The following is a 22,462-nucleotide window of genomic DNA, read 5'->3' on the forward strand; positions in this document are numbered from 1 at the left end:
GGCCCCTCCCGTCATTATTTGATTGCAGCTTGGCATTTCCTTAGCGCTTAATGCCAATCAGCATAAAGTAAAATGATAGCTATGTAGCATACTGGACAACATCTCCATTTGCTGGTGCTGCCGGATCGATACTATTTTCGACAAATCACGATACCGTTTTATGTTTTATAAGTGTATTTAGCTCTAAAGATATCGTCTGTGTGATTACGTACATAGCGATACATCGTTATAGACAGAGCACAGTTGCTTTTTTTATATTCATCAATGTTTCTAAGATTAAGAAGAAGAAGAAGGATTTCGGGCAGTCTGGTAGACAGTTCGAATAAGTCGCGGTATATTTTCTATGCTGAATCATATTTTGCTTCGAACTGCAATCCTTGGCAAAAAGCTCAGGCCGAACGCTTCATGCACAATTAATAATAGCCTCAGACACCTGACCTCCTTCAACAAACAAGGATGTGCTCTTTTGGCGAGGAATATCAAAAGACCAATGGCAACGCGGTCGTCATGTCGTGCGCCAGTATTTAAGGCAACCAAACTGTTCTCGCCTAGCGGAGACAAACGCAAAATGAAAGGAGATGCAAAAGTGAATAGCAAGAATAGACAAACATATCAATCACACTGTCTGGACGCTGCCACTGAGCTTGTGTCTCAGCATAATGTTAACTCACACGACGCCGTCTCGATGTCTCTCTAGAAACCTTGGAGCATGAATCATGAAATTGATGCAAAGCTGATTGTTCAGGCTCTTCTACAACGGGAAGAGAGTGTAGACCTTCCTGCCGCTCTGCAAGATGCCGGTCAGCTAATATTAATTGAGGGCAGTATGGAAATGGTTTCTTATACCCTAACCGGGAACGACGAGGACATACGGCTTGCTTTCGGTTCCACAAGTTACGGCGCGGGACGAGCGATGAATCGCCAGCAGGTGCTGCCCAACTGGGTTGGGAGGTGACTGTTTGATAAGTATAAACACACGCGAGTTTATAATTAGGGCCATTGAAATACTGGTTACGATTCTAGCGACCTATTTTGCAGTATATCCCCTTCATGGAAAACCCGCTTTTATTATTGAAGTTCTTATCGTACCGGTGTTGGTGTTAGTGCTCTGCGAGTTATTACACGCCAAATACGTAATAGTGCCTAAACTGGAAAATTACATCACCACACGTGACCGGGAAGAACAAACTAGACAGCAGCTAGAAAGATTACGCTTGCAAATGGAAAAAATGGCGGAGTGTTTATTATCCGGTGAGATTGCTCCGCGCCTTGTAAGCCTTATCATAAGGATGCTCGGACGTGCCAACGCACAAGTATCGGCTGCGGAGCTCGATGATGTATGGAACCAGTTGACCTGGTCCCTCAGCAAGACTTACTTTGCAACAAACTATATTAACTACGAGCATATGTACGGCAATACACGCTCAAAGGCGATAATCGCCACCCAGCGCGCAAAAATGCTTGCAGAAGGAGTAACTGTCAGCAAGGTGTTTATCGTAAAAGATGAAGATGAAATCAATTCAACAGAAGCGAAAAAAACTTTGGCATTACACCGCAACGAAGGTATTGTTGATCTTTTTTACATAGTAAAAACTGACATCAGCAATGTGCTCGGTGAAAAACTCACGATTACCGATGACAACTTAGATTTTGGTATCTTCGATGGCAGTGTAGTGTTATGTTGGCATTTCGACAAGAACAGAAAAATTAAAGGTGGTAAATTATTTTTCGGTGAGAATGAAGTGCGGCCTTACCGTGAATTTGCGAATCTTTTGAAGGCAGTTTCAAAAAAATGCCCGTGATCAAGGTATCTTCTCTCACTGACGCTGATGCAGCGGCAATCCGGTTATGGCCACCATATCCCGACTCGCTACAGGATCTCGATTATGCGCTTCGGGCTAATGGGTGGCTTGATCAATTCCCAGACTCGCAGCAAACACGTCGTTTTTCCGCCTGGGATGGTGCACAATTGGTGGGCTTCTCGATTCTAACAAATATTACCTCAACGGACGCGGAGTTTTATATTGCGCTTCATCCGCAGCAAATCGGCCATGGAATCGGACGAGTCGTCATGCTGCGGACATTGGATATCGGTTTCACAGAGCTCAATCTGAAGCATATATATCTAAAAGTGCGCGATTGGCATCAGCGCGCTATAGCTCTCTATGAAAGCATCGGATTTAAAAAGACTGGCACCAGTATTGTCGAAATTCAGGGTAAGCCGGTGAATTTTGTGAACATGTGCATCAAAAGGCCAGACTTGACTAATCGTTAGACAATGAAATCTAAAAAACGCGTTGTATTGCACAGACCTTCTCTAGCAATTGTTTCTCTTTTCGGTTAACACGACTCTCAGGTCGATTCCAAGAAAAAACGCCTGTATCGAACTAAGTTATGTAGGGTGCCAACGGGCCGTTTGTATCATGATAAATGACGCGCTGTAACATCATCGGGTGATGACCGGCCCACAGAATAAGTTGCCGTTGCAGCCGGTCACTGCGCGCAAACTGGCGGGTGATCTCATCGGGGGTGAGCAGGTCGTAGAGTTCAATCGTCTCAGACCGTCCTGATAATCCCTTGTCCTGTTGATCTTGGGCGACCTCGCCAATGCGTGCGACTTCCACCTGAGTTTTTCCAAGGCGCTTGGAAATATAATCCGTAGTAGTCAGGTCATTATTGCCAAAAAACTGCACGATCCCGGCATTGCCAGCGAAGGTTTCCCAGCGTTCTCCATAAAGGGCTTTACCTTGGCTCCAGTCCTGAAGAATGACCCAAAGCTTGACGCCGAATGAAGCGATGAGGCCGGAAGCCGTTTCCAGTTGCTTCATGTACCCCAGCACCGGAAATTCATCCAGGCAGATCAGTACAGGAGCGGGGGGTTTGGTTTTCTCCCGTTCCATTGCGTCGAGTAACTGATTGACAAAAATCCGCATCCACCGCTTCGATATCTCGATGCGTGTTGCCGGAAAGCACAGGTAAATACTGACCCCGGCAGGATTGCTTTTCAGTTCTGCAAGATCAAAATCATTCTCTTGCAGAACATTCCGAAAAGCTGTGTAGTCCAAAAACTTGATATGACGGTTCACCGTTGAATGGACGCCAGAAATCTCACCCTCGCTCTTGCCGTAAAAATCAAGGGCGGCGGCCATGATGGAACTGCCGATTTCCTCCGTTTCAGGATCGACTTCGAGCCGAGAAGCATTGTGCATCATCTCTTCATAGAGAAGTGGCTTCGTGCTTCTCTTTTGCTTTTTGCTGCCGGGTTCGTCTTCCTCAGCAGGAGGAAGCCAGAGCGCTTTTTTGATGAGCGCCCTCACCGTAATAAGGTTTCTCCTGGATTTGTGCTGCGGTGCGGTCGCCACATGGACAATGACGCCTTCGATAAAATTTTTGGCGCTTTCATCCCAATGGGGATCTTTTTGATCGGCGGACTGAACGACGATGGATTCCGCAATCAGTGCAGCATCTTCAAGAAAGCTCTGGCTTTCTTTTGACAGCACGCTCATGGGATTGTAGGAAGCGCGGTATTTGGATACCCGTGCTGACCCATTCAAAAATGGATCGAGGACGTATATTTTTTGCCCCATCGTCTCCCGTCGCTGTGCAGTAATCTCGGCTAGTTCCCCTTTCGGATCGGTCGCAAGAATACTACCAGGATAGAACAGCAAATTACTGATTAACCCTACGGATTTTCCAGACCGCGATCCAGCGACAGTGAGAATATGCCTGTCATCCTCAATTCCGATCAAATGGGAATCAAGTGCACCAATCAGAACTTTCTTGCCCGGATTGTGAGGATCGTAGGTAAGCGATGCACTCACTAGAATATCGTCGAGTTTCATCCAACGCGCCTGCGGTACCTTTTGCTGTCTCAGGAAGCGGGTACTATCGCCGCGTGGGACATCCTGCATGAATCGTTTTGAAAAATCATTCATTGCTGTGACTCCAAAATAATACGATGAAATCATCTTGGCATCACCCGTCAAGCATTCTCCTCCTGCAATCCTCGCCAGCGACAACCGCACAGATCATTTTTTTCCTATCGCCCTCCCTGAAAATTGTGCTATTGCCTGAAAACAAATCGCATGATCAATAAAGAGAAGCGATTGATTTTTTAAACAGTATTAATAAATCTTTAAATCCATTACAGCTAAACTTAAAGTATGGAAAAGTGCGAGCGAAGCGAGCACAAGGTGTGCGTGGTATTACCACGCCCACCTTGCGGGGGGATTTCCAGTCCCCCGCGGACCCCCCTCGGAACTTCCTGATCGACATCATCTTGTGGATGATGCCGCCTAGGGAAGTTGCAACGTTTCGCAGTTGCATTGCGACCAGAAGAGACTGCGGCTCTCCTCTGGACTCCATCGCGCAAAGGGCACTTCGTAGCCCCTTGCATCCTTCGACCAGGGCTTTCGCGCCCTTGGACCACGATCAGGGTTTTCGCACCCTGAACCACGACCGGTGTTTCGGCACCGGACCCCGACCAAAAGGAGATATCAGCTCTCCTTTTTGGAATTCCATCGACCAGGAATAGCGCGTTCCTGGACTCGCGAGGAAAGAGCGAGGAGCCGGAAAGTCGCGCGGCTATATCGTGTGAACATGACTGAACAACGGAAGAAAAAGCGTGCTGCGCCCATTTCTTTTCGCCCGCCCGAAGGGATGCGAGAAGAATTCCGGGCGCGCGTGCAAAACTCCGGCCTCTCCGTTAATGCCTACATAACCGCTGCTGTCTTTGGCCAGGCTGCGCCGCGCGCGCCGCGCTCTCCTCCGCTGAATCAAAAAATGGTTGCAACGCTGCTCTCCCAAGCTGCTCGAATCAGCGACCGCCTGGAAATCGGCGTGCAGCGATCCTCTGCCGCAGAAGATGCGTTGAGCCTTCAAGAATGCCGCGCCGAACTTTCCGAGATCAGAAGCTGCCTGATGCTCGCCTTGGGGAGAACTCCATGATCCCTTTTGCATCGCAGCGCGGCGGAGGTCAAGACCTTGCCACCCATCTCCTAAACGATTACGACAACGATATGATCGAGGTGGCGTTTATCAGGGGTTCCATCGCACGAGATTTGCATGGCGCATTCAAGGAATGGGAAGTGCAGGCCGATACGCTCACGCGCTGCCGCAAATATCTCTATAGCATGTCCATCAATCCTGACCCGGAGCAGGGGCCTCTAAGCCGCGACCAATACCTGGACTACATTAAGCGTACTGAAGACGCGCTGGGATTGACAGAGCAACCACGCGCCGTTGTATTTCACATCAAACATGGCCGCGAGCATTGTCATGTAGTCTGGTCCCGTATCGATGCTGACCAACAGCGTGCAGTTCATATCGCTTTCGACCGTGACAAACTGATGCGCGTGACGCGAGGGTTCGCCCGCGATCATGGGCTTGACCTGCCAGCCGGGTACGACAAATCACGGAAAGCCGGACAGTTGTCACTCTACGATCAAGAACAACTGAGGCAGACGGGTTTGTCGAAGGCCGATCACATACAACAGGTCACTGAAGCTTGGCGGCATAGCGACGATGCCAGATCGTTTGTCCAGGCGTTGGCTGAGCGCGGCTATATTCTGGCGACCGGAAAGCGGCCCTACGTTCTTGTCGATTTATACGGAGGCAAGAATGCGCTCTCCAAACTGATCGACGATAAATCGGTTCGTACAAAAGACATCCGCAATTTCCTTGAAAAGGAATTCCCGCCTGAATCGCTACCAACCGTTGAGGAAGCGCAGCAACTTGTGACGGCTCACCGGAAGATCGTTGAAAAATCAACCAAAGACAATCATTACGAAAACCAACTGGCAGAATTGAAACACAGCCAGCAGGAGCGGCGGCTCGCGGTGGAACAGGAGCGGAATACTCTCAAAGACAAGCAGCAGTTCATGCGACTTTCCCAGCAGTCAATTCATCGGACTGAGCGAGACCAGCTGCGCGCAACCCATATTGCGACAATGAAAGCCATCAGGCTGGCGCGGTATGAAAACAGGCCAACCGGGCTTGCCGCGTTTCTCGGTAAGGTAAGCGGAATTATGTTTCTTCAGAAAAAAATACATCAGTATCAAGATGCCCGGAAAATCCGGGATCATCTTGGACAGCGGGATCAGCTAAAGGCAAAACAGGTTCAGGAGCAGAAGGGGCTGGATTTTCGCTTGAATCTTCAGGTGCGGGATATTGAACGTAAGGCCAAGGCTCTCGAAAAAATTGTAAAACGCGAGCTGGCTGCACTATCGCGGGACAACAAGCGGCATGAACGCGTTCGCGCCAGAGGCGACGATGGATCAATGCCGTCGCTGGCCCAAATTGCCGGGATCGACAACAAGAAGAGAGAAAGAACAGCGCCCGATTTGCTTAGGGCCTTTGATGAAGCAAAACAGCCCAGCCAAGATGGTGCGCCCGATCTCATGGCAGAGTTCAGGCGCGCAGCGAGCGAGCGCCAAGAGGGCGAAAACAGAAACGGTTCTGGCAGTAGTCTTGAGAATGCCCGACCGCCGGAAATTGAGCCTAGCGAGAAGCCACATAGGAACCGTGGCCGGGATAGAGACTCATAATGCGGGAATTTACACCATCCTGCACAATCGAAAAAATCGAGTAACATACACATTGGCAGCCCTGTCATAACACCAGGCCCAATAACATAAACCCACTACCGCTAGCAGCAACTTATGCCCATCACATTATAGTCGCACGATCTGCCAAACGTCTTGATCTATGTTCGCCTCGAACTTGGCAAATCTGATTTCGTGTACCGCAAAGCAAAGCAGGTGGGTCGGTCGCGAAAAACCGACGTAGACCATCTTCGCGGACTGTTTGGCTCGATTGTGCATGGTGGCCGTTATGGCTTCTCCTTTCAATTGATTTACCAGGCGCTCTGACTCGTAGTTCCCGCCACCGCCTTTTTCGTAGAACGTCTCCATATATAAAGTAGCGGTATGGGTTTCGCCCTTGACGCTGTGCACCGTTGATACCTCCACGTCGAAGCCGTCGTACTGTAGAATATTGGCGGATTTCTTGGGTGCGACTGTCGCCGTTGAGGCGGAAGAACCGTTACTGTCATTAATGAAATTAGCGCTTTTGTTAACCGTGCAATCGAACTGCGAAAGATAGCCCGGCAAATGGTTTTTTATATCTAGCAGTACCGCATTACCATTGCCACGTATAACGTCTAGGCACCACCCATATATTTTTTCTTCATACGTCTTCCAATAGTCGGGTTTTGTTTCCTTCAAAAATTCACACATTTTCCTTTTTGAATATGGGGCTCCGGTGATATCGGCAACCTCCTCCTCTCTCAGGATTCTAAGCAACGCGTTACTAATATTCTTCTCGATTGATGATAGCGTGCGATCTTCCTGGTTGTAGTGGAAAATGTAACTTTGGAGATTAGGTTGATCGATTTTCGGTTGCTGTTCGCTTCTTGAAAAGACGGGATGGTAGTCGCATAAACGCAGTTTCCCGTCTTCCTTTTTCGTCGCCCACGCAACAGCTTTGTATCTATTGCGCGGGTTTGCAGGAATTTTTCCTTCGTCTACCAATGTTTTTATGATCGACGCAAAAAGGCAAATCACCTGTTCCTTTTTTGCGTCCGAAAATACTAGGAAATGCGGCTTGATCGCAACGTCACTACCATCGGCGTTTTTCCGCCGCCCTTCAATTTGAAGAGGACTTACCGCAAAAGAGCCGACTACGTTGGCGAGCATGCGACTCAGACGGTAACTGCCATTCAATTGCAATACGGTCGCCCTGTCATTCCAAAAAGGCTGCGCCAAGGTTTCCTTTCCGTCGAAAATAGATTGGTTTTTGTCTCCAATCCTCTGATAAACGCAGGGGCTCGATCCCCCGTCAAAGAAAATGTCTTCCAAAAGACTGTGCTGGTGCTGCGCCATGTCCTGCATTTCGTCAACGAACACATGCATAAACCTTTTTTGGAGCATCACTTTGATCTGCGGGTTCTTTGCAGCAGAGGCGCTTGCTAGGAAATACGCATCGTCATAGCAAAGGTATCCACCCTTCAGCATGCTCAGCTTGAACTCGAAGATCCACTCGCAGACTTTAGTTTTTTCGTCGTCACTCCAGTCCGTGTAATTCACAGGTTTGGTATTTCCGCGCGGCTTTTTAAAATCGATTTTTTTTCCGCCGTATTCGTCCGTTAGGTTCATTTTTCCGTTTACGAGCGACCAGCGTAAGTTCTTCGCGTTCAACATTAGGTAACGTTTAGCGTTCTTGCTTTCTTGGGCAGAAAAACCTGCGAGGTTAAAAGGCGGTTTGGAGAATTTCTGATTGTAGATGTCGTCGTCGATCCGCACAGGTGTTTTTTTGTACCTGTTTGTGAAGAACGGGATCGCAAGAAATTCGTTGACGAAGCTCTGGATCGTTCCTACGAAATTCGGGTGCTTGAAAAGGCTTGCGCAATGAGTTCCTATTTGCTCCCTTATCTCGTCTATTGCCGCATTGGTATGAGAAATGACCAAGATTCCAGAGCCGTCTTCGAACGGCAAGTGACGGTCCAGAATAAGGAGTTTGGCGAGCAGTGCGGTCGTTTTACCGCTGCCCGGCACGGCTTGCAAATCGACCGTGTCGAGGTTCCTGATAAATTCTCTGCGTTCCGAATCGAACGATTCGCCCGCATTCAAAAGAATACGTTCTGCGTAAGCGATATCCTCCTCCGAAACACTAAACGCCGCAGGCATACTCGATGGCCTTCACAAGGTAGGCGACGTGCACGTCGGCTACCATTTTCGATTTATCCACCTTTCCGTCCGCGCACGCCTGCGCCAATCGGTTTGCGATTTCCGTCTTGGACAGCGACTTGTCTTTAAGTTTCCTGGCAAGGATAGCGTCGAAGTCCGCCCAGTCTGTTCCGCTGTGCACCTCCTTGACGATCCTCGCAAATTCGTCCCCGAATGCGGCGGATTTTGAAAGGCAATATTCAAGCGTCCAATGAGGTGCGATGAATGACTGCACGGATTGGCCATCGTAGTTCGCGGCTTTGTTTGCCGTAGCCTTGACCAGCTTCGCCTTGTCGCCTGGGACGGGACCGTCTTCGTCAGTCGGATAGATATCTACATCCGTTACAACGGCGACGGGTTTAGAAAAAAATGGGGCATTTTTGCGCTTGAATATATTCGCGTAGCGTATAAAGGCCAGGCAGCTCACGTTGATGACGGCCACGCCTTTTTCTGTCAAGTTGCAGCCGATCAGTTTCGCTAATTCCGGCAGTAGCAATTCTTCCGACCAGCCTTCCACTAAGATCACACCCTTGGCGAAAAAAAGGTTCGACTTCGTGACATCAAGAAAGCGTTGGAGAAAAACATAATCGTCTTTCTTGAGTTCGGTATACTCGTCGCTCATTGGGAAAGCCTCGTCTCCGCTACAGATCACGAGATTCTTGAGTTCGAGTTTCGAACCGATGTTTGGGCTATGGGTTGTCATGATGAGCTGCACGCTGTGCTGCTTTTGGAATGTCTCGATGGCTTGCATCTGCGCCTGTGGATGCAAGTGCGCTTCCAGCTCCTCGATCAGCCCGAGCCGTATTCCAGTCCAGTTGTTTTTGTTCAAGTGCAACAGTTCGGATGCCATGAAAAGGCGGTTGAGCGTTCCAAGTCCCGGCCTGATTTCACCCTGAATCGAGAGCTCCAATTTTTCCAACAGGCTCCTGAGCTGGCCTCGCTCCGTTACGGCTAAGCCTGTTTTCTTGCCGGGTTCGTAGAGCGACTGGATATAAGTGTCGATCTTATCTTTCAGTCCTTTGCCGTGCTGGTCTTTGATTTTAGCGCCTACGTTATTGTTGCCATCGAAATAGTTTTCGATAGACGAATTGAAATTTTTCAGCAATTCCATTAAAAGATGATCGTCGCCTCGGTTCTTGAACGCCTCGTGTCCAATGAGAATCTGTGAAAGCCGCGAATTTTTTCTCGCGATAAGTTCTTCTTCGGCATCCCTCAACGGCTTGAGATACGTGACTTTCAGATATTCTTTCGCTTCCGGGCTTAACTGTTTTCCGTCAGTGTCAGCTCCCGCGCGAACTTCGTAGGGCAAAATCTGGCCAGAGACGACATTTTTCTTCACGTCAAGAATGAGACGAAGGGATGGTATGATGTTTTCTCCTACCGTCTCCCAGGAAAGGAATTCGGTAAAATTCTTCCCTTCGTCCGGTTCAATCCCCGACAGGACTAATTCAATCCTTAGCCTGCGTTGCGTGTTGTGGAAATCGTCGTTGTCGATTCTCGACCAGTCATAGCTATGTGTTTTTAACACGATTCGAATAGCGTCGATGATGGCGGATTTACCCGAATCATTTTCCCCGATAAGGACGTTTAGTCCGGAATTGAAATTCAGGTCGAGATGCGGCGTCTCCAGAGCGAATACGGCAGCGTTGCCGAATTTTCTGAAATTCCATAGCTTGAGATTGGAAAGGTGCATGTCATTTATTGAGTTTTTGTTCAACGTTCTTGGGATCATACGAAAACATGCTTACGGGTACTTTGCTCGCTGAATCGACGATATCAGATTGGTCCCATCGTTACACCAATTGACCATTTTGGTGCTGATCTAAGCATGGAAAGGCGCATTTGTCCATTGCCTGACGGTATGCCGGTCCGAATAGGATGGCTCTGTGATTTTCCCGCACAGATAGCGCCAGATATCCCCGTAAAATTTGCATGCATTAACATCCCACTTGCGAAATGCCGTTGCGATAGATTTTTTGAGTCAGCACCTCAAATAGCGTCCTACTTTCCATCTCCCATTAGGAGCTGGCCTAGAAATTTAGCAAAAGGAACGATGTCTCCCTCTGCGCTAGCCTTCTCCAATGTCCCCATGTAGTCGTTGCGCCGGGTCACGGGGATGACGGTCCATGGGTAGCCGCCCGATGCAAGCATCACGTTCATCAAGAAGCGGCCCATGCGCCCGTTTCCGTCAAAATAGGGGTGGATGTAGACAAAAATGAAGTGCCCCATGACAACACGAACAGCAGGCTCGGCTTCTTTTTCGAGAAGCTCGAAGAACGCGGGCATGAGTTCGCGTACAGCGTCGCGATTGGGCGGAACGTGTGTCGAGCGACGGATAAAAACCGGGCCGCTGCGATAACCGGCAAGGTCGGCAGGACGAAGAAGGCCTGCAGTGATGCTCGGTCCAAATAGCTCTCGATACCACGCTCCGTGATCGGCATTCGCGACGGTGCCTGCATTTTCATTGCTTAGGACTTTGCCAACGCTGTTCTTTACACGCTGGAAGGCCTGCCAGTAGCCACGGGCGGCAAGAGCATCTCGCTGGTTACGGTCCGTCTCAATGGAGTCGGGGTTCCAGTCTCCAGAACGAACTCGTTCAATCAGCTCTGCGCTGACCCGGTAGCCTTCAATGGAAAGTGAGTTGTAGGCGTCGATCGCGTAGACATCATCAACATGCTGAAGATACGTGGACTTGTCGGTTGGCCTTCCTGGCGGAACGGGAAAATACTCAAGAACGTCCTCCCTCATTTTTTGCCATATCATGGTCACCCTGTTCACATAAGGCGAAGTTTCACGTGAGCTAAGCGCCACATGTGGCAGACCCTTGAACGGGTCAACTTCGTTCACCGTGTATCCTGCAGCTCGCATCGTCTCAATAATGCTGTCTGCGATTGTGGTTCGGCCAATGTTGCGAAATGCCCCGGCCAGTCTTCCCGCAATCGTGCTGTGCCCGCCTTCAAGCAAGCGGACAAGAACTTCGGACGCGTCAGTGATCGCAGCCAGAGCAGCGCGCATGACGATAGGCTGCGCAGTGAAATGTGTTGGCGAGGTCGCAATGAGACCGGCAGGAAGACTGAAAACACGCATGCCGCTATTGGTTTCAATATCCAGCGGCGGAGGCGTAGCCAGTCGAACATCGAATATCGAGGTCTCGTAGGGAAGGGATAGGGGCTTGTTGCCGCCTTTCGGTGAGCGGACAATCACTTGTTTCGGCACCGTCCAATCGCCGGCAAATAGGGTCATTGACTGTTCAGGACTAAGGCACCAGTCGTCGCCGAAGCGTTCGTTTAGATAGTCGGCGCAGAATGTCCAGAAAGACGAATACCAAGCTGTACTTTCACCCGGCACTTCGTCGGGGCGGGTGGGTATGTACCAGCCCCTCATGACCTCGCGGATGAAGCCGTTCTTGAGCAGTCGCTGCCTGTGTGTACGAGTTATTTGACTCGTTCGGATGGCCACGATCCCTTGATCCTGAAGCCTTTTAAGGGCTTCGAGGGAGGCGGCGAGGCTTTCGGATGGTGATGCCATGATCGTTTCTGCGTTATTTTATTTAGGTTATTCAGTCTTGCAGTTTTTAGGTTATCGTGTCAATCTATTTTTAGGTTATCGTGTCAATCTATTTTTAGGTTATCGTGTCAATCTATTTTTAGGTTATCGTGTCAATCTATTTTTAGGTTATCGTGTCATTCCATTTTTAGGTTTTTGTGTTGTTATGGGCATTCAGACACATAGAGCCAAGCTGCGCCGCGCGCTCCTCCGCTGAATCAAAAAATGGTTGCGACGCTACTCACCCAAGCTGCTCGAATCAGCGACTGCTTGGAAATCGGCGGACAGCTATCCTCTGCCACAGAAGATACGTTGAGCCTTCAAGAATGCCGCGCCGAACTTGCCGAGATCAGAAGCTGCCTGATGCTCGCCTTCCCGTCTCTATCTGATAGTGGCTGCACGCCTTGTCAATGTTTTCGCCTACAAGATATAGAACCATTTTCTAACTTTCGCGTACTTCACCTACGAGAAAGTTAGAATTTTCCAAGCGGTCGAGCTTAAGGAAGAACGAGGCCCTGGCGGTTTTTAGGTTTTTCGGTTGTATCGTTTTTAGGTTATTGTGCTGTTCACAGCATGGAGGTGCTGCCAAACCAAAACGAATGTGGCTTGCGAACTCATCAAAATAAACGTGATATTTCCAGCGGTTCTTAACGATGATTTACGGGTGAGAACGGCCAAATCAGGGACTTCGTCCTTCGGGGCGAGCTCCTCGCAAAACAGATAAGCAGAGATTTTATACTTGGCAGACGGTAAGAATTCTTGCTACCATATAAAAATGGAGGTGTTAAATCATGGCAACCGTCAAAAAAATCAGTGTCGCCCTTCCCCCTGAAATGGTGGCCCTTGTCCACCAAGCAGTGAGCACAGGCGAATATTCCTCAAGCAGTGAAGTGATCCGCGAGGCGTTGCGCGCGTGGAAACACGAACGAACATTGCGGCAGCAGGCCCTCGATGAACTACGCTCTGCCATCAGAGATGGTATCAACAGCGGCCCCATTGAGAATTTCAACATGGAAGAATTAATAGCTCAAGCCAAGACCCTGCGCCGCGCCGAGAAAGCTCAATAAATGGTGCAGCGCTATGTTGTCACTGCCACGGCAGAATCCGATTTACTGGAAATCTGGCGCTATATTGCGGAGGACAATGAAATGGCCGCGGACAGGCTGCTGCGAGAGCTCGCGGAAAAATTTTCTCTTTTGACACAGCAACCAGGCTTGGGTCGGGAGCGGCCGGAGCTGTACCCGGCAGTGCGATCCTTTCCTGTAGGCCATTATGTTATTTTTTATCGCGGCCTTGAGCAGCAGGACATAGAAATTACCCGCGTTCTTCACAGTGCGCGAGATCTGGGGCTGATTGAATTTCACCCCCCATATGGGTCATCAAATTAAACTTGTGAGTCAAACAACGACCCCTAAAAATGGAACGTGACAATTCTGGCGAATATTGGCGGCGCTTGACGAGTGAGGGCGGGCACAATATCAATAAAAAAAGCTGCTTAACTTGGCTGTTAATCCGCAGGTCCCTGGTTCGAGTCCAGGTCGGGGAGCCAGATATAGAGCCTTGCTGCGATGCAGGGCTTTTTTATTAGCTAAATCATTAACCTAAACCTGTGAGGTACAACAGCTTAGAATTTTCCAGTCACCATCCGATAATGGATTGAATACCTTGTTGGATATCATTTAAGTAGCATGTTTAATATTGCATTAATGATTACCGTGACTACTTTATCGGCAAATTTTATTTTTAGTTGAGGATGTGTATTGGCATACTAAATTTCAACTCACATTAACCTTATAAGAAAATGGATGAGCCGATGAAAATATTTCTGATGTGTGATCCCAGATATTTCGAAGTCAGCTATGTCATCAACCCTTGGATGGCGGGAAACCAAGGGCGGGAAAATAAAAAGTTGGCGGCGAAGCAATGGAAAAATTTATATGACATTCTCTCCAGAAAAGCATCAATCAAACTGATCGAGCCGGTAGCTGGGTTGCCGGATATGGTGTTCACAGCCAATGGCGGTTTTGTATACCGTGATCACGAAGTAATTGTGTCTTCATTCCGCTATCCGGAAAGGCAGGGAGAGTCGTCATACTTCAGCCAGTTCTTTGAGAATTCCGGCTATCGTATCAAGCGGCTAAATAGCGATATACAATTCGAAGGGGCGGGTGATGCGCTCTATGATTCCAATGGACGAGTGTGGATTGGTTACGGGCATAGGAGCGATGTACAAGCATTAGATGAAATCGCCACAATCTTACAGGCTCAGGTAAACGGACTGACTCTTGTTGACCCAAGGTGGTATCACCTGGATACCGCATTTTGCCCTTTGGTAAATGGGTATGTTCTCGCATATGAACAAGCATTCACGTCTCAAAGCGTTAATAAAATTAAGAACGAATTCAACAACAGAGTCATTTGGGTTTCGGATGAGGATGCCAATAACTTTGCCTGCAATGCGGTGAATATCGGCAACGATATCATTTTATATAAGGTCTCGAACGAGTTGAAGGCTACGCTCAGTAAACATAATTTTTCCATTATCGAGGTTGATGTTTCAGAATTCATGAAAGCGGGGGGCGCATGCAAATGCCTCACCTTGGAGCTATGACAAAGCTCCAAATATATCCCATCCAATAATCTGAATACTACTAAAAAAATCCAATCGAGAATCAATATTAAGTAATACATAAATCCCTGCTAGTACATACATACAGGCCTGGAAAATGTCGATAAACTTCTTAGGTGCTGTAGGTTTGTCTGTATTCCAATTCGATAGAACTATTTCAGTATTTTCTTATCTATACTAATTGTATAGCGTAAGCTATTCCCACGTTTTTCCTCCTTGAACGTGGAATCTTAACTTATCGCATTATTAGTTAAGATATTGCCCCTGTTCCCATGAGGTTCAGGGGCATTTATTTGATTTCTTGGTCTGCGTGAGAGTACTCGACTCAGACTTACTGGTTGAACCATAGCAACAGCAAGAATAGGGATTATTGGTGGTAGCGCAAATCACGCCTCAGTTCAATTGAAATCGAGGGTGTTCTTCCTACACGATCTCCCTGTTAATGATGTGTTGAATGGCACATCAAGGATTACTTTGACTGTAATTTTTACGTCTTTTTTTAATAAATTTTAATAAAGATGTAGTTTACCTAATCAAAGAGAATTACCATTTTCATAAACAATTAAATCAATCGAGAATAAGTAAATAAGGAAAATATATTGTGATCAATCTTCCCAATATCACCGTTTCGAGCCTGGATCTAGCGCGGCTCAACCATTTAATAGATACGCTGCCAATAGATTCACAGCCCGAATTGGACAATCTGCGGTATGAATTGGATCGTGCGATAGTAATTGCGCCGGAGAATATCCCGGCAACCGTTGTAACCATGAACTCAACCATTCGCTTTATTATTGAGCCGACGGGAAAGACGTTCGAACTGACACTGTCATATCCTGAGGACGCGTTGGGGAAGCCCAGTCGGATTTCCGTGTTAGCGCCGGTCGGTAGCGCGTTGCTGGGACTGGCAATCGGTCAGCAGATGGAATGGCCGGTACCCGGAGGCAATACCATAAAGGTACGGGTGCTCGATATCAGTTACCAACCAGAAAGGTCGGGCGAATATACAAAGTGATGTTCAACTCTACTAGCTCAAACCTGATCTACTAGTTACCCAATTTTTAGGTCTTGGGTGGGTCAGGCTTTCCTAGTACAACTGACGATAGACATTCTGAATCTTCATCTGTACTCATGTGAATTGGATTTTATTTGAACGAAAGCGAGAAATAGTCAATAACTCTCAATAAACCAAATTCACAACAACTAACACCAGATTTTCGTCATACCACGCTAAGACTCTTTTTGGGAAAGAATTGTACAAATACTAAAGATCAACAAATTCGATTAATCAGGGAAGGTATATTAACTCTTGCTCGAGCCGTACATGACCGCATGTTAGCAAGCTTTAAATTGATGGTTGGTGATGATGGAATAGACGACCTCTTTACGATTGATTTCGCGTTCTATTTCAACATAAAAATGGAGCGATCTAAGGAACATTCATGAAAATAGTAACTATATTCGCATCTTTAGTCAGCATTTTTTTGTTAGCCCCATTCATGACGTATGCTGCTGATATCGATAACATTATTAATTATAAGTCCCCACCAACTCCATTGAGTGCGGAGATTGTGCAGCCATACTCAATACAAGACATCATTGCAAAATTGCCCGAATCGATTGATGACAATGGAATATATATACAAAATTACGACAGGATTTTGGGAGAAAATTGGATCAACGATCCTAGATTTGTGGCCTTTGATGAAGGAAATTTTGGGAAATGCGAAGAGTATTACATTCGAATGGAAAACAATTACGGCGGAATTATTTTCAGAAGCACACTAAAATATCTATTCCCAAAAAATGAAGAAATGAAAGCAAGAGCTAGCGAAGACTTACAATCTGCGATGACTTATATTAAGCACCCGGGCAATCTTAACTACGGCAATGGGAAGTGTGATAACCGGAATAAATATCATATTAAGCTAACTGAATTACTCAATGCTCTTATTGAAGCGGCACCAATGATTCTTCAAGAAAAGCAACATATGGTGGCGATGGTGCAAGCGGCAAATATATTAAAACAAGATCAAGAAAATGAAAGGGCACGGATAAAGCAGCAATCAGAAGCAAAAGCTGAGGCTGAGAGAGAAGCAATGAAACTTGCTGAGATGAGAGAAAACGAAGAACGAACTAATAAATTAGAGGCGTGCCGGAATAAAATTACATATAGGCTTTACGAAATATCGACAATCATTGAGCATAACCGAAGAATGGCGAATGATGCCTTGCAGGAGATACATCGACAAAAAGAAGGTGAGAAAATCTCAGGGTATGTTGATAAGCAGATGATGTATCGGATGAGGAATATAATTGTTGGAGCGAATAACCTAAATAAAGATAACTTTAAAATGTACAAGAGATTGGGCGGCTCTGCACGACAAGTAGAATCAGTAAAAAGCTTGTCCGATCCATGCAAAATGTAAGGTGACTTAATTCATATATACTAACTCAATCCTGATCTGTACTAGCTCAGACTTGATATGATAGTTACCGAATTTCTAGGGTATCTGTCAGATTAAATTTGGTTTAAGTCTTTTCCATACCAAACCAGTTTCCCCACTAAGTAAAGTATCCAACGGCGTTCTGCCATTACAGACCTTACCCAGATGAGTTCTTTCATTATTGTAATAATTGAGCCATAAGTCTAGATTTATCTGTACTGTTTCCCTATCAGCATAAAGTTTTTACGGAATGTAACTTGGTAAAACTTCTTCAATATGATTTGTGGATGCACTCGCATATCCCGTTAGTCTGTGATGACATCGCCTTGGTTCTAGTATGGTCAATATCATTGATAGCAAGATAGAGTTGGGTAATCAGGTTGTGCTACTTTGCCACAATACTCAGTACCGCGATCCGTCAAGATATGCAGCAGTTTGACGTAATAGTTACATCTTCTTAAGTACCCGCTCCTTAAACTCTTTCTCAGCCTTAAAATGCGGCACATACTTAGGGAAGCGCTGATTAACTCGCGTTTCAGAATCTCACAAATTTAAAAATCAATTGGTTACGCGCGAAATTCCGCGAAACTTTGAATTAATCAGCGTCTCCTTAGCAGGCACTTCCACTCGTTCGCCAGTCTTATGATTCTTCCCTGCAGTGTGTGATTCTTCCCTGCAGTGATGGTCTGGAATTCAGAGAAAAACTGCCAAGCTACGTATCTCAATATAGCCTCTCTTCGATAACGTACTGGATAGCACATGAATGACTATTTTGATGCTTCAAATGTCATTACCAATTCTCACTCACGGCGGGACGCTGCTTCATTAAACTGGATTGGTAGCACATTTTTTTGCATCACGCTGGGCTCTTAACTGCTCTGCGCGTTTATTGGCACTTTCAAGCGCGGCACTCTTTTCCAAACTGTTGCCAATTCCAAAATCACCAAGGATAGCAAGTACATCACGACCGCTAAACTTACTCTCTTTGTTAACATGCTCGGTAAATCCATTGACCTTTGCAATTTCAAGATCAAATTCACGACAAGTCATTGAATCTTTTTCGTAGCTTGTAAGAGAACCTTGCCTGCCGTAGGTTTTTGTTGCACAGCCCTGAATGGATAAAAGAACTAAAACGGATGATGCAAGCAAGACTTTATGTTTCATAATATATTCCTTTTTTAAAAATACTATCTTTACGAATTACCCATTCAAGATAAGGTACTGATTTACAGCGATCCTTTGCCTACACCCCCCGCATCCAGCAGCATAGCTTGAACGCAACAGCGAAGGTGCCTAAGAGACTTATAAATAGAATAGGTCACCACTAGAGGTTATCGACAAACTTCAATGTTTCTGTAATTCGATTCCAGAAGCAACGCTTGCACAGCAATCTAGCCAAAACAAAATATTCGCAGTCAGCTCTTAAATATGTACCCTAAATTTTTAAAAAATATAGCCGTTACTACTAAAAACGGAGAGGAAAATAATGAAACTGATAAAAATAGTTTGCACAGTCGGACTGCTGGGAGCAAGCAGTGTTTTTAGCATACCCGCAGCATTAGCAGTATCTGCCATGGGTGAGCATACATTCTACGTCGGCGGCAGCATCGGCGAGGCCGGGTATAGAGCCTTCCCATCCAGAGTGCCCAATATCGATGACAAGGATACTGGATACAAGATATATGGCGGCTATCAGATCGACAAAAACTGGGGAGTCGAAACTACCTACTTTGATTTGGGCAAAGCCACTGTTCACGACTCTGTAAATAATGGCTTTGCCATAACTCCTGTCTATGCATCTATTGGTGCTACTGCTTGGGGATTTGCAGGTACTTTCACTACACCCATCTATAATAATGTTTCGTTATTCGGCAAGATTGGTTTGATTAGAAGTGAATTAAAAGCTAGGGCTTCTATTCGTGGCGTAGATAATCAAGCAAAAGAGTTCAGTACCGGTGTCAACTTCGGCCTCGGCGCGAAATATGACTTCACCCGCAATTTCGTCATTCGTGCAGAGTGGGAACGTTTAGAAATGCAAGTAAATAATCAAATGTCCACTGTCAACTCCGACGTAGATTTCCTGTCGGCAGGTATCACATACAAATTCTGATTTATTGTGTTGTCGATATATCAAAAAAGCTTCGCACTGCCGTCTTCATCACTACTCAGTCGCTTTCTTTATTTTCACAATAGTCATACTCATATTTTCTGATTACACCTTGATGCATTTATTTTTTAGTACCTTGGCAATCTAAAAACATTCAACGTAACATTCCGTAACGTAGTTCCACCTCTCAAAGCGCCCTCAGTCTGCATGCCCATGGGCGTTTTTTCATTTTCTGCACAATCTCAAATAACATAAATAGGAGAACACATGATTTGGAAATTCTTAATAGTAGCTGCAATAGCCATCAGCCTGATCAAACTTGGCGCATTGTCAGTATGGGTCACAGCTTTATCGTTGACGCTTAAATTAACCTGATTAGTTACGTGCCTCAGTTGGGTGTAATTTTTTACGTACAGGCTCATGTGGTGAGCCACTGGTGGGCGAATAATAGGCGCATCTACCGAAGGAGATGCGTCATGGCAATGAACCGAGTTCAGTTTCAAAGGGTCTGTCGATGTCTGAGTTTCTGAAGCAGTACGGGAGGGTGGAGCAATGTCACGCGGCGCTGTTGGCGTCGCGCTGGCCAGAGGGCTTTGTCTGCCCGCATTGCGGAGAAACCCATCACAGCACCTTCATCCACGACGGCAGGCAGCACTGGCAGTGCCAAGCGTGCCGCTACCAGACGATGGTCACTGCCGGTACGATCGTCCAAGCGACTAAGCTGCCGCTGACGCTCTGGTTTCTGGCGATGCACTTGCTGACCCAAGCGAAAAACAAGGTTGCCGCGCTGGAACTCATGCGCCATCTGGGTGTGAGCTACAAGACCGCCTGGCTGATGAAACTCAAGCTGCTGCAAGTCATGACTGAGCGTGAATCCTCCCGTGTCCTCGAAGGGCGAGTCGAAATTGACGACTCCTACCTGGGCGGCGAGCGCCCGGGTAAGCGCGGTCGAGGTTCCGAAAACAAAGCCTCCTTCGTTGCGGCTGTGCAGACTACAGAGGACGGCAAGCCGGTCGTAGCCTGCTTCGTCCACATTCCGTTCACCAGGAAAGCCATCGAAGCTTGGGCCCAGAAGGTGCTGGCACCTTCCGCTCAAGTGCTGTCCGACGGATTGGGATGTTTTCGGGGTGTCGCTGCCAGCGGCGCTACGCACTCCGCCATTATTATGAACGGGGGCACGGGTCGGGAAGTGGCACAACACCCGGCATTCCGCGCCGTGAATACCGTGCTGAGCAACCTGAAAACAGCTATCAGTGGAACCTACCATGCTTTCGACTTCCGTCAATACGCAGACCGTTACCTGGCCGAGGTTCAGTACCGTTTTAACCGCCGCTTCGATCTTGGCACCATCCTCAAGCGCCTCGTTCGCGCTGCGGCGAATACAACCCCATGCCCTGAAGCTGCCATTCGGGCAGCTGAGGCATGTAACTAATCAGGTAAATTAATGCTGATATTACTCACTGCAGCTGTTCTGTACTTTGTTTGGCAAGGCGGATTCAAACGAAATTAATTAGCCAACCATTACCGGTAACCATACACACCCTTCAACCCATACTGCATTAGTCGCAACACCTCTCAATCTGCATTACACCGTCAACCCTGCCTGCAAATAAGCGGGCTTTTTTACGTCCAAAATAAGGAGAAACCATGATTATTTTACGCAATCCAGCTGCTGCAAAGAACATTGCCAATCCTGACATTCGCAGCATAGTTGAACAAAGATACTCAGAAATATGCGCAGGCGAAGCTTACGACTATGACCTGCACGGCTACATGATTGTCGTTGAGCCTGGAGACAGTGTGGCCGCATTGGAGAAGAAATGCAGTTGCCCTATCCTGCACAATTATTTTGATGATGCCTGCTTCGGCGATCCTGAGTTCTCACCCTCATTTGAAGCGCTGGAAGATCATGCCAACTGCTACGAGATGGTATTCATTCTGAACGATGACGGATTTGGCATAAGCATCTTCATCCCGAAGACCGAAAGCATTAATATCAATCTACTAGCTATGTGTGCCCAATACGCTACACCTGAACTGACACAGTACTAAAGTTGGTAATTCATTCTCCCTCCACTTACCTCTTCAGCACCCTCCCCTACCCCCGCTCCATCGCTTCTCTCTACTGCTAAACATCAATCATTTTTGCGATTTTTTAGCCATCTTATATGAAGGCCCATTCAGTATTAACTGTAAAAATCTTCATTTAATTTCGTTTGCTTTCAATACACAGACAGCTGAGTAACAGATAGTCGATCAAAGTATTCATCACGGAGCATTTTCAAAATCAGTCCCATCAGTCTCAGTAGTTAATCAATAAGTTATCCATTTTCAAAACAACCCAGTCTAAACACCTAAAAGGAGCTTTACTATGAAATCTATAACAACCATCAATCCAGAAATACGCGTTTTGAAAGCTGCCTCATGCCCTTCACTCACAGGAAAATCTATACTGTCCTATCAAGTCGGATATGGCGGAAACAGAGCAAACACCAGCACTACTGAAACCGTAATCCAGTTGCAGGTTTATGCCAATACCGGTGGAGGTTTCTTTAACAAAGACTGGATCCCCTTAAGCACCATTCTGCAATTATTTGAAAGGACTCCAAGCAACAAGACCATCACCTCAAACGCCCTATATCCACTCTTTAAAGGCAGATCAATAAACACGCCTGCATTTCTCTTGGCAGTATTAAAACAGGAAGGATTCTTGCTGCCCATAAAAGATTAAGTCACGTAGTTATGAGCGTATCGACCCAACTAAATTTATGACAGAGATCAAAGCGCTGATTGAGGCTATGGGTACTGCCTCCACTGCTGCCACCTCGCTGGATAATGATTCTACTGTTAGCCCAAACATCAAAGACAAACAACCAAATGTAGAAGTCAAACCAAAGCAAGCAATACCCAGCAAACTAGTAGTAGCGGGCAAGAAAGCTGCATCCAAAGTCAGTACCAGCAATGCCTAAACGTTACTCGTAAATAACCCTTCTGACGTAGTTGAAGTCCG

General features: G+C 46.9%; 20 protein-coding genes and 2 pseudogenes. 16 read left to right on the top strand and 6 right to left on the bottom strand.

The annotated features are described in order from the left end of the window. The first annotated feature begins 709 nt into the window (after nt 1-709). From W01_RS05100 to W01_RS05110, 3 genes are read left to right on the top strand one after another with little or no spacing between them, the layout of a single operon-like run. Complete coding sequence (locus tag W01_RS05100) at nt 710-955, top strand: RtcB family protein (protein WP_173052657.1); 246 nt, start codon at nt 710-712, stop codon at nt 953-955. A gap of 4 nt (nt 956-959) precedes the next feature. Continuing rightward, entirely contained in the window at nt 960-1,802 is an 843-nt protein-coding gene (locus W01_RS05105; RefSeq protein ID WP_173052659.1) for a hypothetical protein, read from the top strand. Continuing rightward, nucleotides 1,793-2,275, top strand: coding sequence for a GNAT family N-acetyltransferase (locus W01_RS05110; protein WP_173052661.1), 483 nt, complete (start codon nt 1,793-1,795; stop codon nt 2,273-2,275). Before W01_RS05105 ends, W01_RS05110 begins: the two co-directional genes overlap by 10 nt. 112 nt (nt 2,276-2,387) lie before the next feature. On the opposite strand, the gene W01_RS05115 is transcribed toward W01_RS05110, so the two are convergent. After that, nucleotides 2,388-3,935, bottom strand: coding sequence for a type IV secretory system conjugative DNA transfer family protein (locus W01_RS05115; protein ID WP_198421353.1), 1,548 nt, complete (start codon nt 3,933-3,935; stop codon nt 2,388-2,390). Between the two features lie 574 nt (nt 3,936-4,509). Here W01_RS05115 and W01_RS05120 point away from each other — a divergent pair. Both W01_RS05120 and W01_RS05125 read left to right on the top strand, forming a co-directional pair. After that, nucleotides 4,510-4,947, top strand: a complete 438-nt coding sequence (locus W01_RS05120) for a hypothetical protein (RefSeq protein WP_198421354.1) — start codon at nt 4,510-4,512, stop codon at nt 4,945-4,947. Next, nucleotides 4,944-6,545, top strand: a complete 1,602-nt coding sequence (locus tag W01_RS05125) for a relaxase/mobilization nuclease domain-containing protein (RefSeq protein ID WP_173052663.1) — start codon at nt 4,944-4,946, stop codon at nt 6,543-6,545. Before W01_RS05120 ends, W01_RS05125 begins: the two co-directional genes overlap by 4 nt. A gap of 126 nt (nt 6,546-6,671) precedes the next feature. Here the strand turns inward: W01_RS05125 and W01_RS05130 are convergent, their stop codons facing one another. The 3 genes from W01_RS05130 to W01_RS05140 form a co-directional block, all read right to left on the bottom strand. After that, on the bottom strand, nt 6,672-8,684 hold the full coding sequence (locus W01_RS05130; RefSeq protein ID WP_173052665.1) for a UvrD-helicase domain-containing protein: 2,013 nt from the start codon (nt 8,682-8,684) through the stop codon (nt 6,672-6,674). Next, complete coding sequence (locus W01_RS05135) at nt 8,668-10,416, bottom strand: ATP-dependent nuclease (RefSeq protein ID WP_173052667.1); 1,749 nt, start codon at nt 10,414-10,416, stop codon at nt 8,668-8,670. Before W01_RS05135 ends, W01_RS05130 begins: the two co-directional genes overlap by 17 nt. Nucleotides 10,417-10,724: 308 nt before the next feature. Next, a complete protein-coding gene (locus tag W01_RS05140; protein WP_173052669.1) occupies nt 10,725-12,251 on the bottom strand; it encodes a Fic family protein in 1,527 nt (508 codons plus the stop codon). Between W01_RS05140 and W01_RS05145 the strand changes: the two genes are divergently transcribed. From W01_RS05145 to W01_RS05170, 6 genes are all read left to right on the top strand, one after another. Next, the gene (locus W01_RS05145; RefSeq protein ID WP_173052670.1) at nt 12,250-12,486 is read left to right on the top strand and encodes a hypothetical protein; all 237 of its coding nucleotides are present in this window, start codon (nt 12,250-12,252) and stop codon (nt 12,484-12,486) included. The two genes, W01_RS05140 and W01_RS05145, sit on opposite strands and share 2 nt — an antisense overlap. 574 nt (nt 12,487-13,060) lie before the next feature. Then, nucleotides 13,061-13,336 carry a type II toxin-antitoxin system ParD family antitoxin gene (locus tag W01_RS05150; protein WP_173052672.1) on the top strand — a complete coding sequence of 92 codons (276 nt, stop codon included), beginning with the start codon at nt 13,061-13,063 and terminating at the stop codon, nt 13,334-13,336. Then, a complete protein-coding gene (locus W01_RS05155) occupies nt 13,337-13,657 on the top strand; it encodes a type II toxin-antitoxin system RelE/ParE family toxin (protein ID WP_173052674.1) in 321 nt (106 codons plus the stop codon). Nucleotides 13,658-14,082: 425 nt separating this feature from the next. Beyond that, nucleotides 14,083-14,880, top strand: a complete 798-nt coding sequence (locus W01_RS05160; RefSeq protein ID WP_173052676.1) for a dimethylarginine dimethylaminohydrolase family protein — start codon at nt 14,083-14,085, stop codon at nt 14,878-14,880. 619 nt (nt 14,881-15,499) lie between these two features. Further along, nucleotides 15,500-15,913, top strand: a complete 414-nt coding sequence (gene rnk, locus W01_RS05165; RefSeq protein ID WP_173052678.1) for a nucleoside diphosphate kinase regulator — start codon at nt 15,500-15,502, stop codon at nt 15,911-15,913. A gap of 427 nt (nt 15,914-16,340) precedes the next feature. Next, nucleotides 16,341-17,327: a hypothetical protein gene (locus tag W01_RS05170; protein ID WP_173052680.1), complete on the top strand. Its 987-nt coding sequence runs from the start codon at nt 16,341-16,343 to the stop codon at nt 17,325-17,327. A 92-nt stretch (nt 17,328-17,419) separates the two neighbouring features. Here W01_RS05170 and W01_RS05175 read toward each other — a convergent pair. Next, a pseudogene (locus W01_RS05175) lies at nt 17,420-17,779 on the bottom strand (IS481 family transposase); the annotation flags it as partial. A gap of 391 nt (nt 17,780-18,170) precedes the next feature. Continuing rightward, nucleotides 18,171-18,509: a hypothetical protein gene (locus tag W01_RS05180; protein WP_173052682.1), complete on the bottom strand. Its 339-nt coding sequence runs from the start codon at nt 18,507-18,509 to the stop codon at nt 18,171-18,173. 322 nt (nt 18,510-18,831) lie between these two features. Here W01_RS05180 and W01_RS05185 point away from each other — a divergent pair, with 322 nt between their 5' ends. The 5 genes and pseudogenes from W01_RS05185 (at nt 18,832) to W01_RS05205 (ending at nt 22,421) form a co-directional block, all read left to right on the top strand. Further along, entirely contained in the window at nt 18,832-19,455 is a 624-nt protein-coding gene (locus W01_RS05185) for an outer membrane beta-barrel protein (RefSeq protein WP_173052684.1), read from the top strand. A gap of 473 nt (nt 19,456-19,928) precedes the next feature. After that, nucleotides 19,929-20,884 (top strand): annotated as a pseudogene (locus W01_RS05190) (IS1595 family transposase). A gap of 215 nt (nt 20,885-21,099) precedes the next feature. Further along, entirely contained in the window at nt 21,100-21,504 is a 405-nt protein-coding gene (locus W01_RS05195; protein WP_173052686.1) for a hypothetical protein, read from the top strand. Nucleotides 21,505-21,823: 319 nt separating this feature from the next. Then, nucleotides 21,824-22,183 carry a hypothetical protein gene (locus tag W01_RS05200; protein ID WP_173052688.1) on the top strand — a complete coding sequence of 120 codons (360 nt, stop codon included), beginning with the start codon at nt 21,824-21,826 and terminating at the stop codon, nt 22,181-22,183. A gap of 37 nt (nt 22,184-22,220) precedes the next feature. Next, on the top strand, nt 22,221-22,421 hold the full coding sequence (locus tag W01_RS05205; protein ID WP_173052690.1) for a hypothetical protein: 201 nt from the start codon (nt 22,221-22,223) through the stop codon (nt 22,419-22,421). Nucleotides 22,422-22,462 lie beyond the last annotated feature (41 nt).

Origin of the sequence: Candidatus Nitrotoga sp. AM1P (assembly GCF_013168275.1) — a bacterium.
Taxonomy (GTDB): Bacteria; Pseudomonadota; Gammaproteobacteria; order Burkholderiales; family Gallionellaceae; genus Nitrotoga.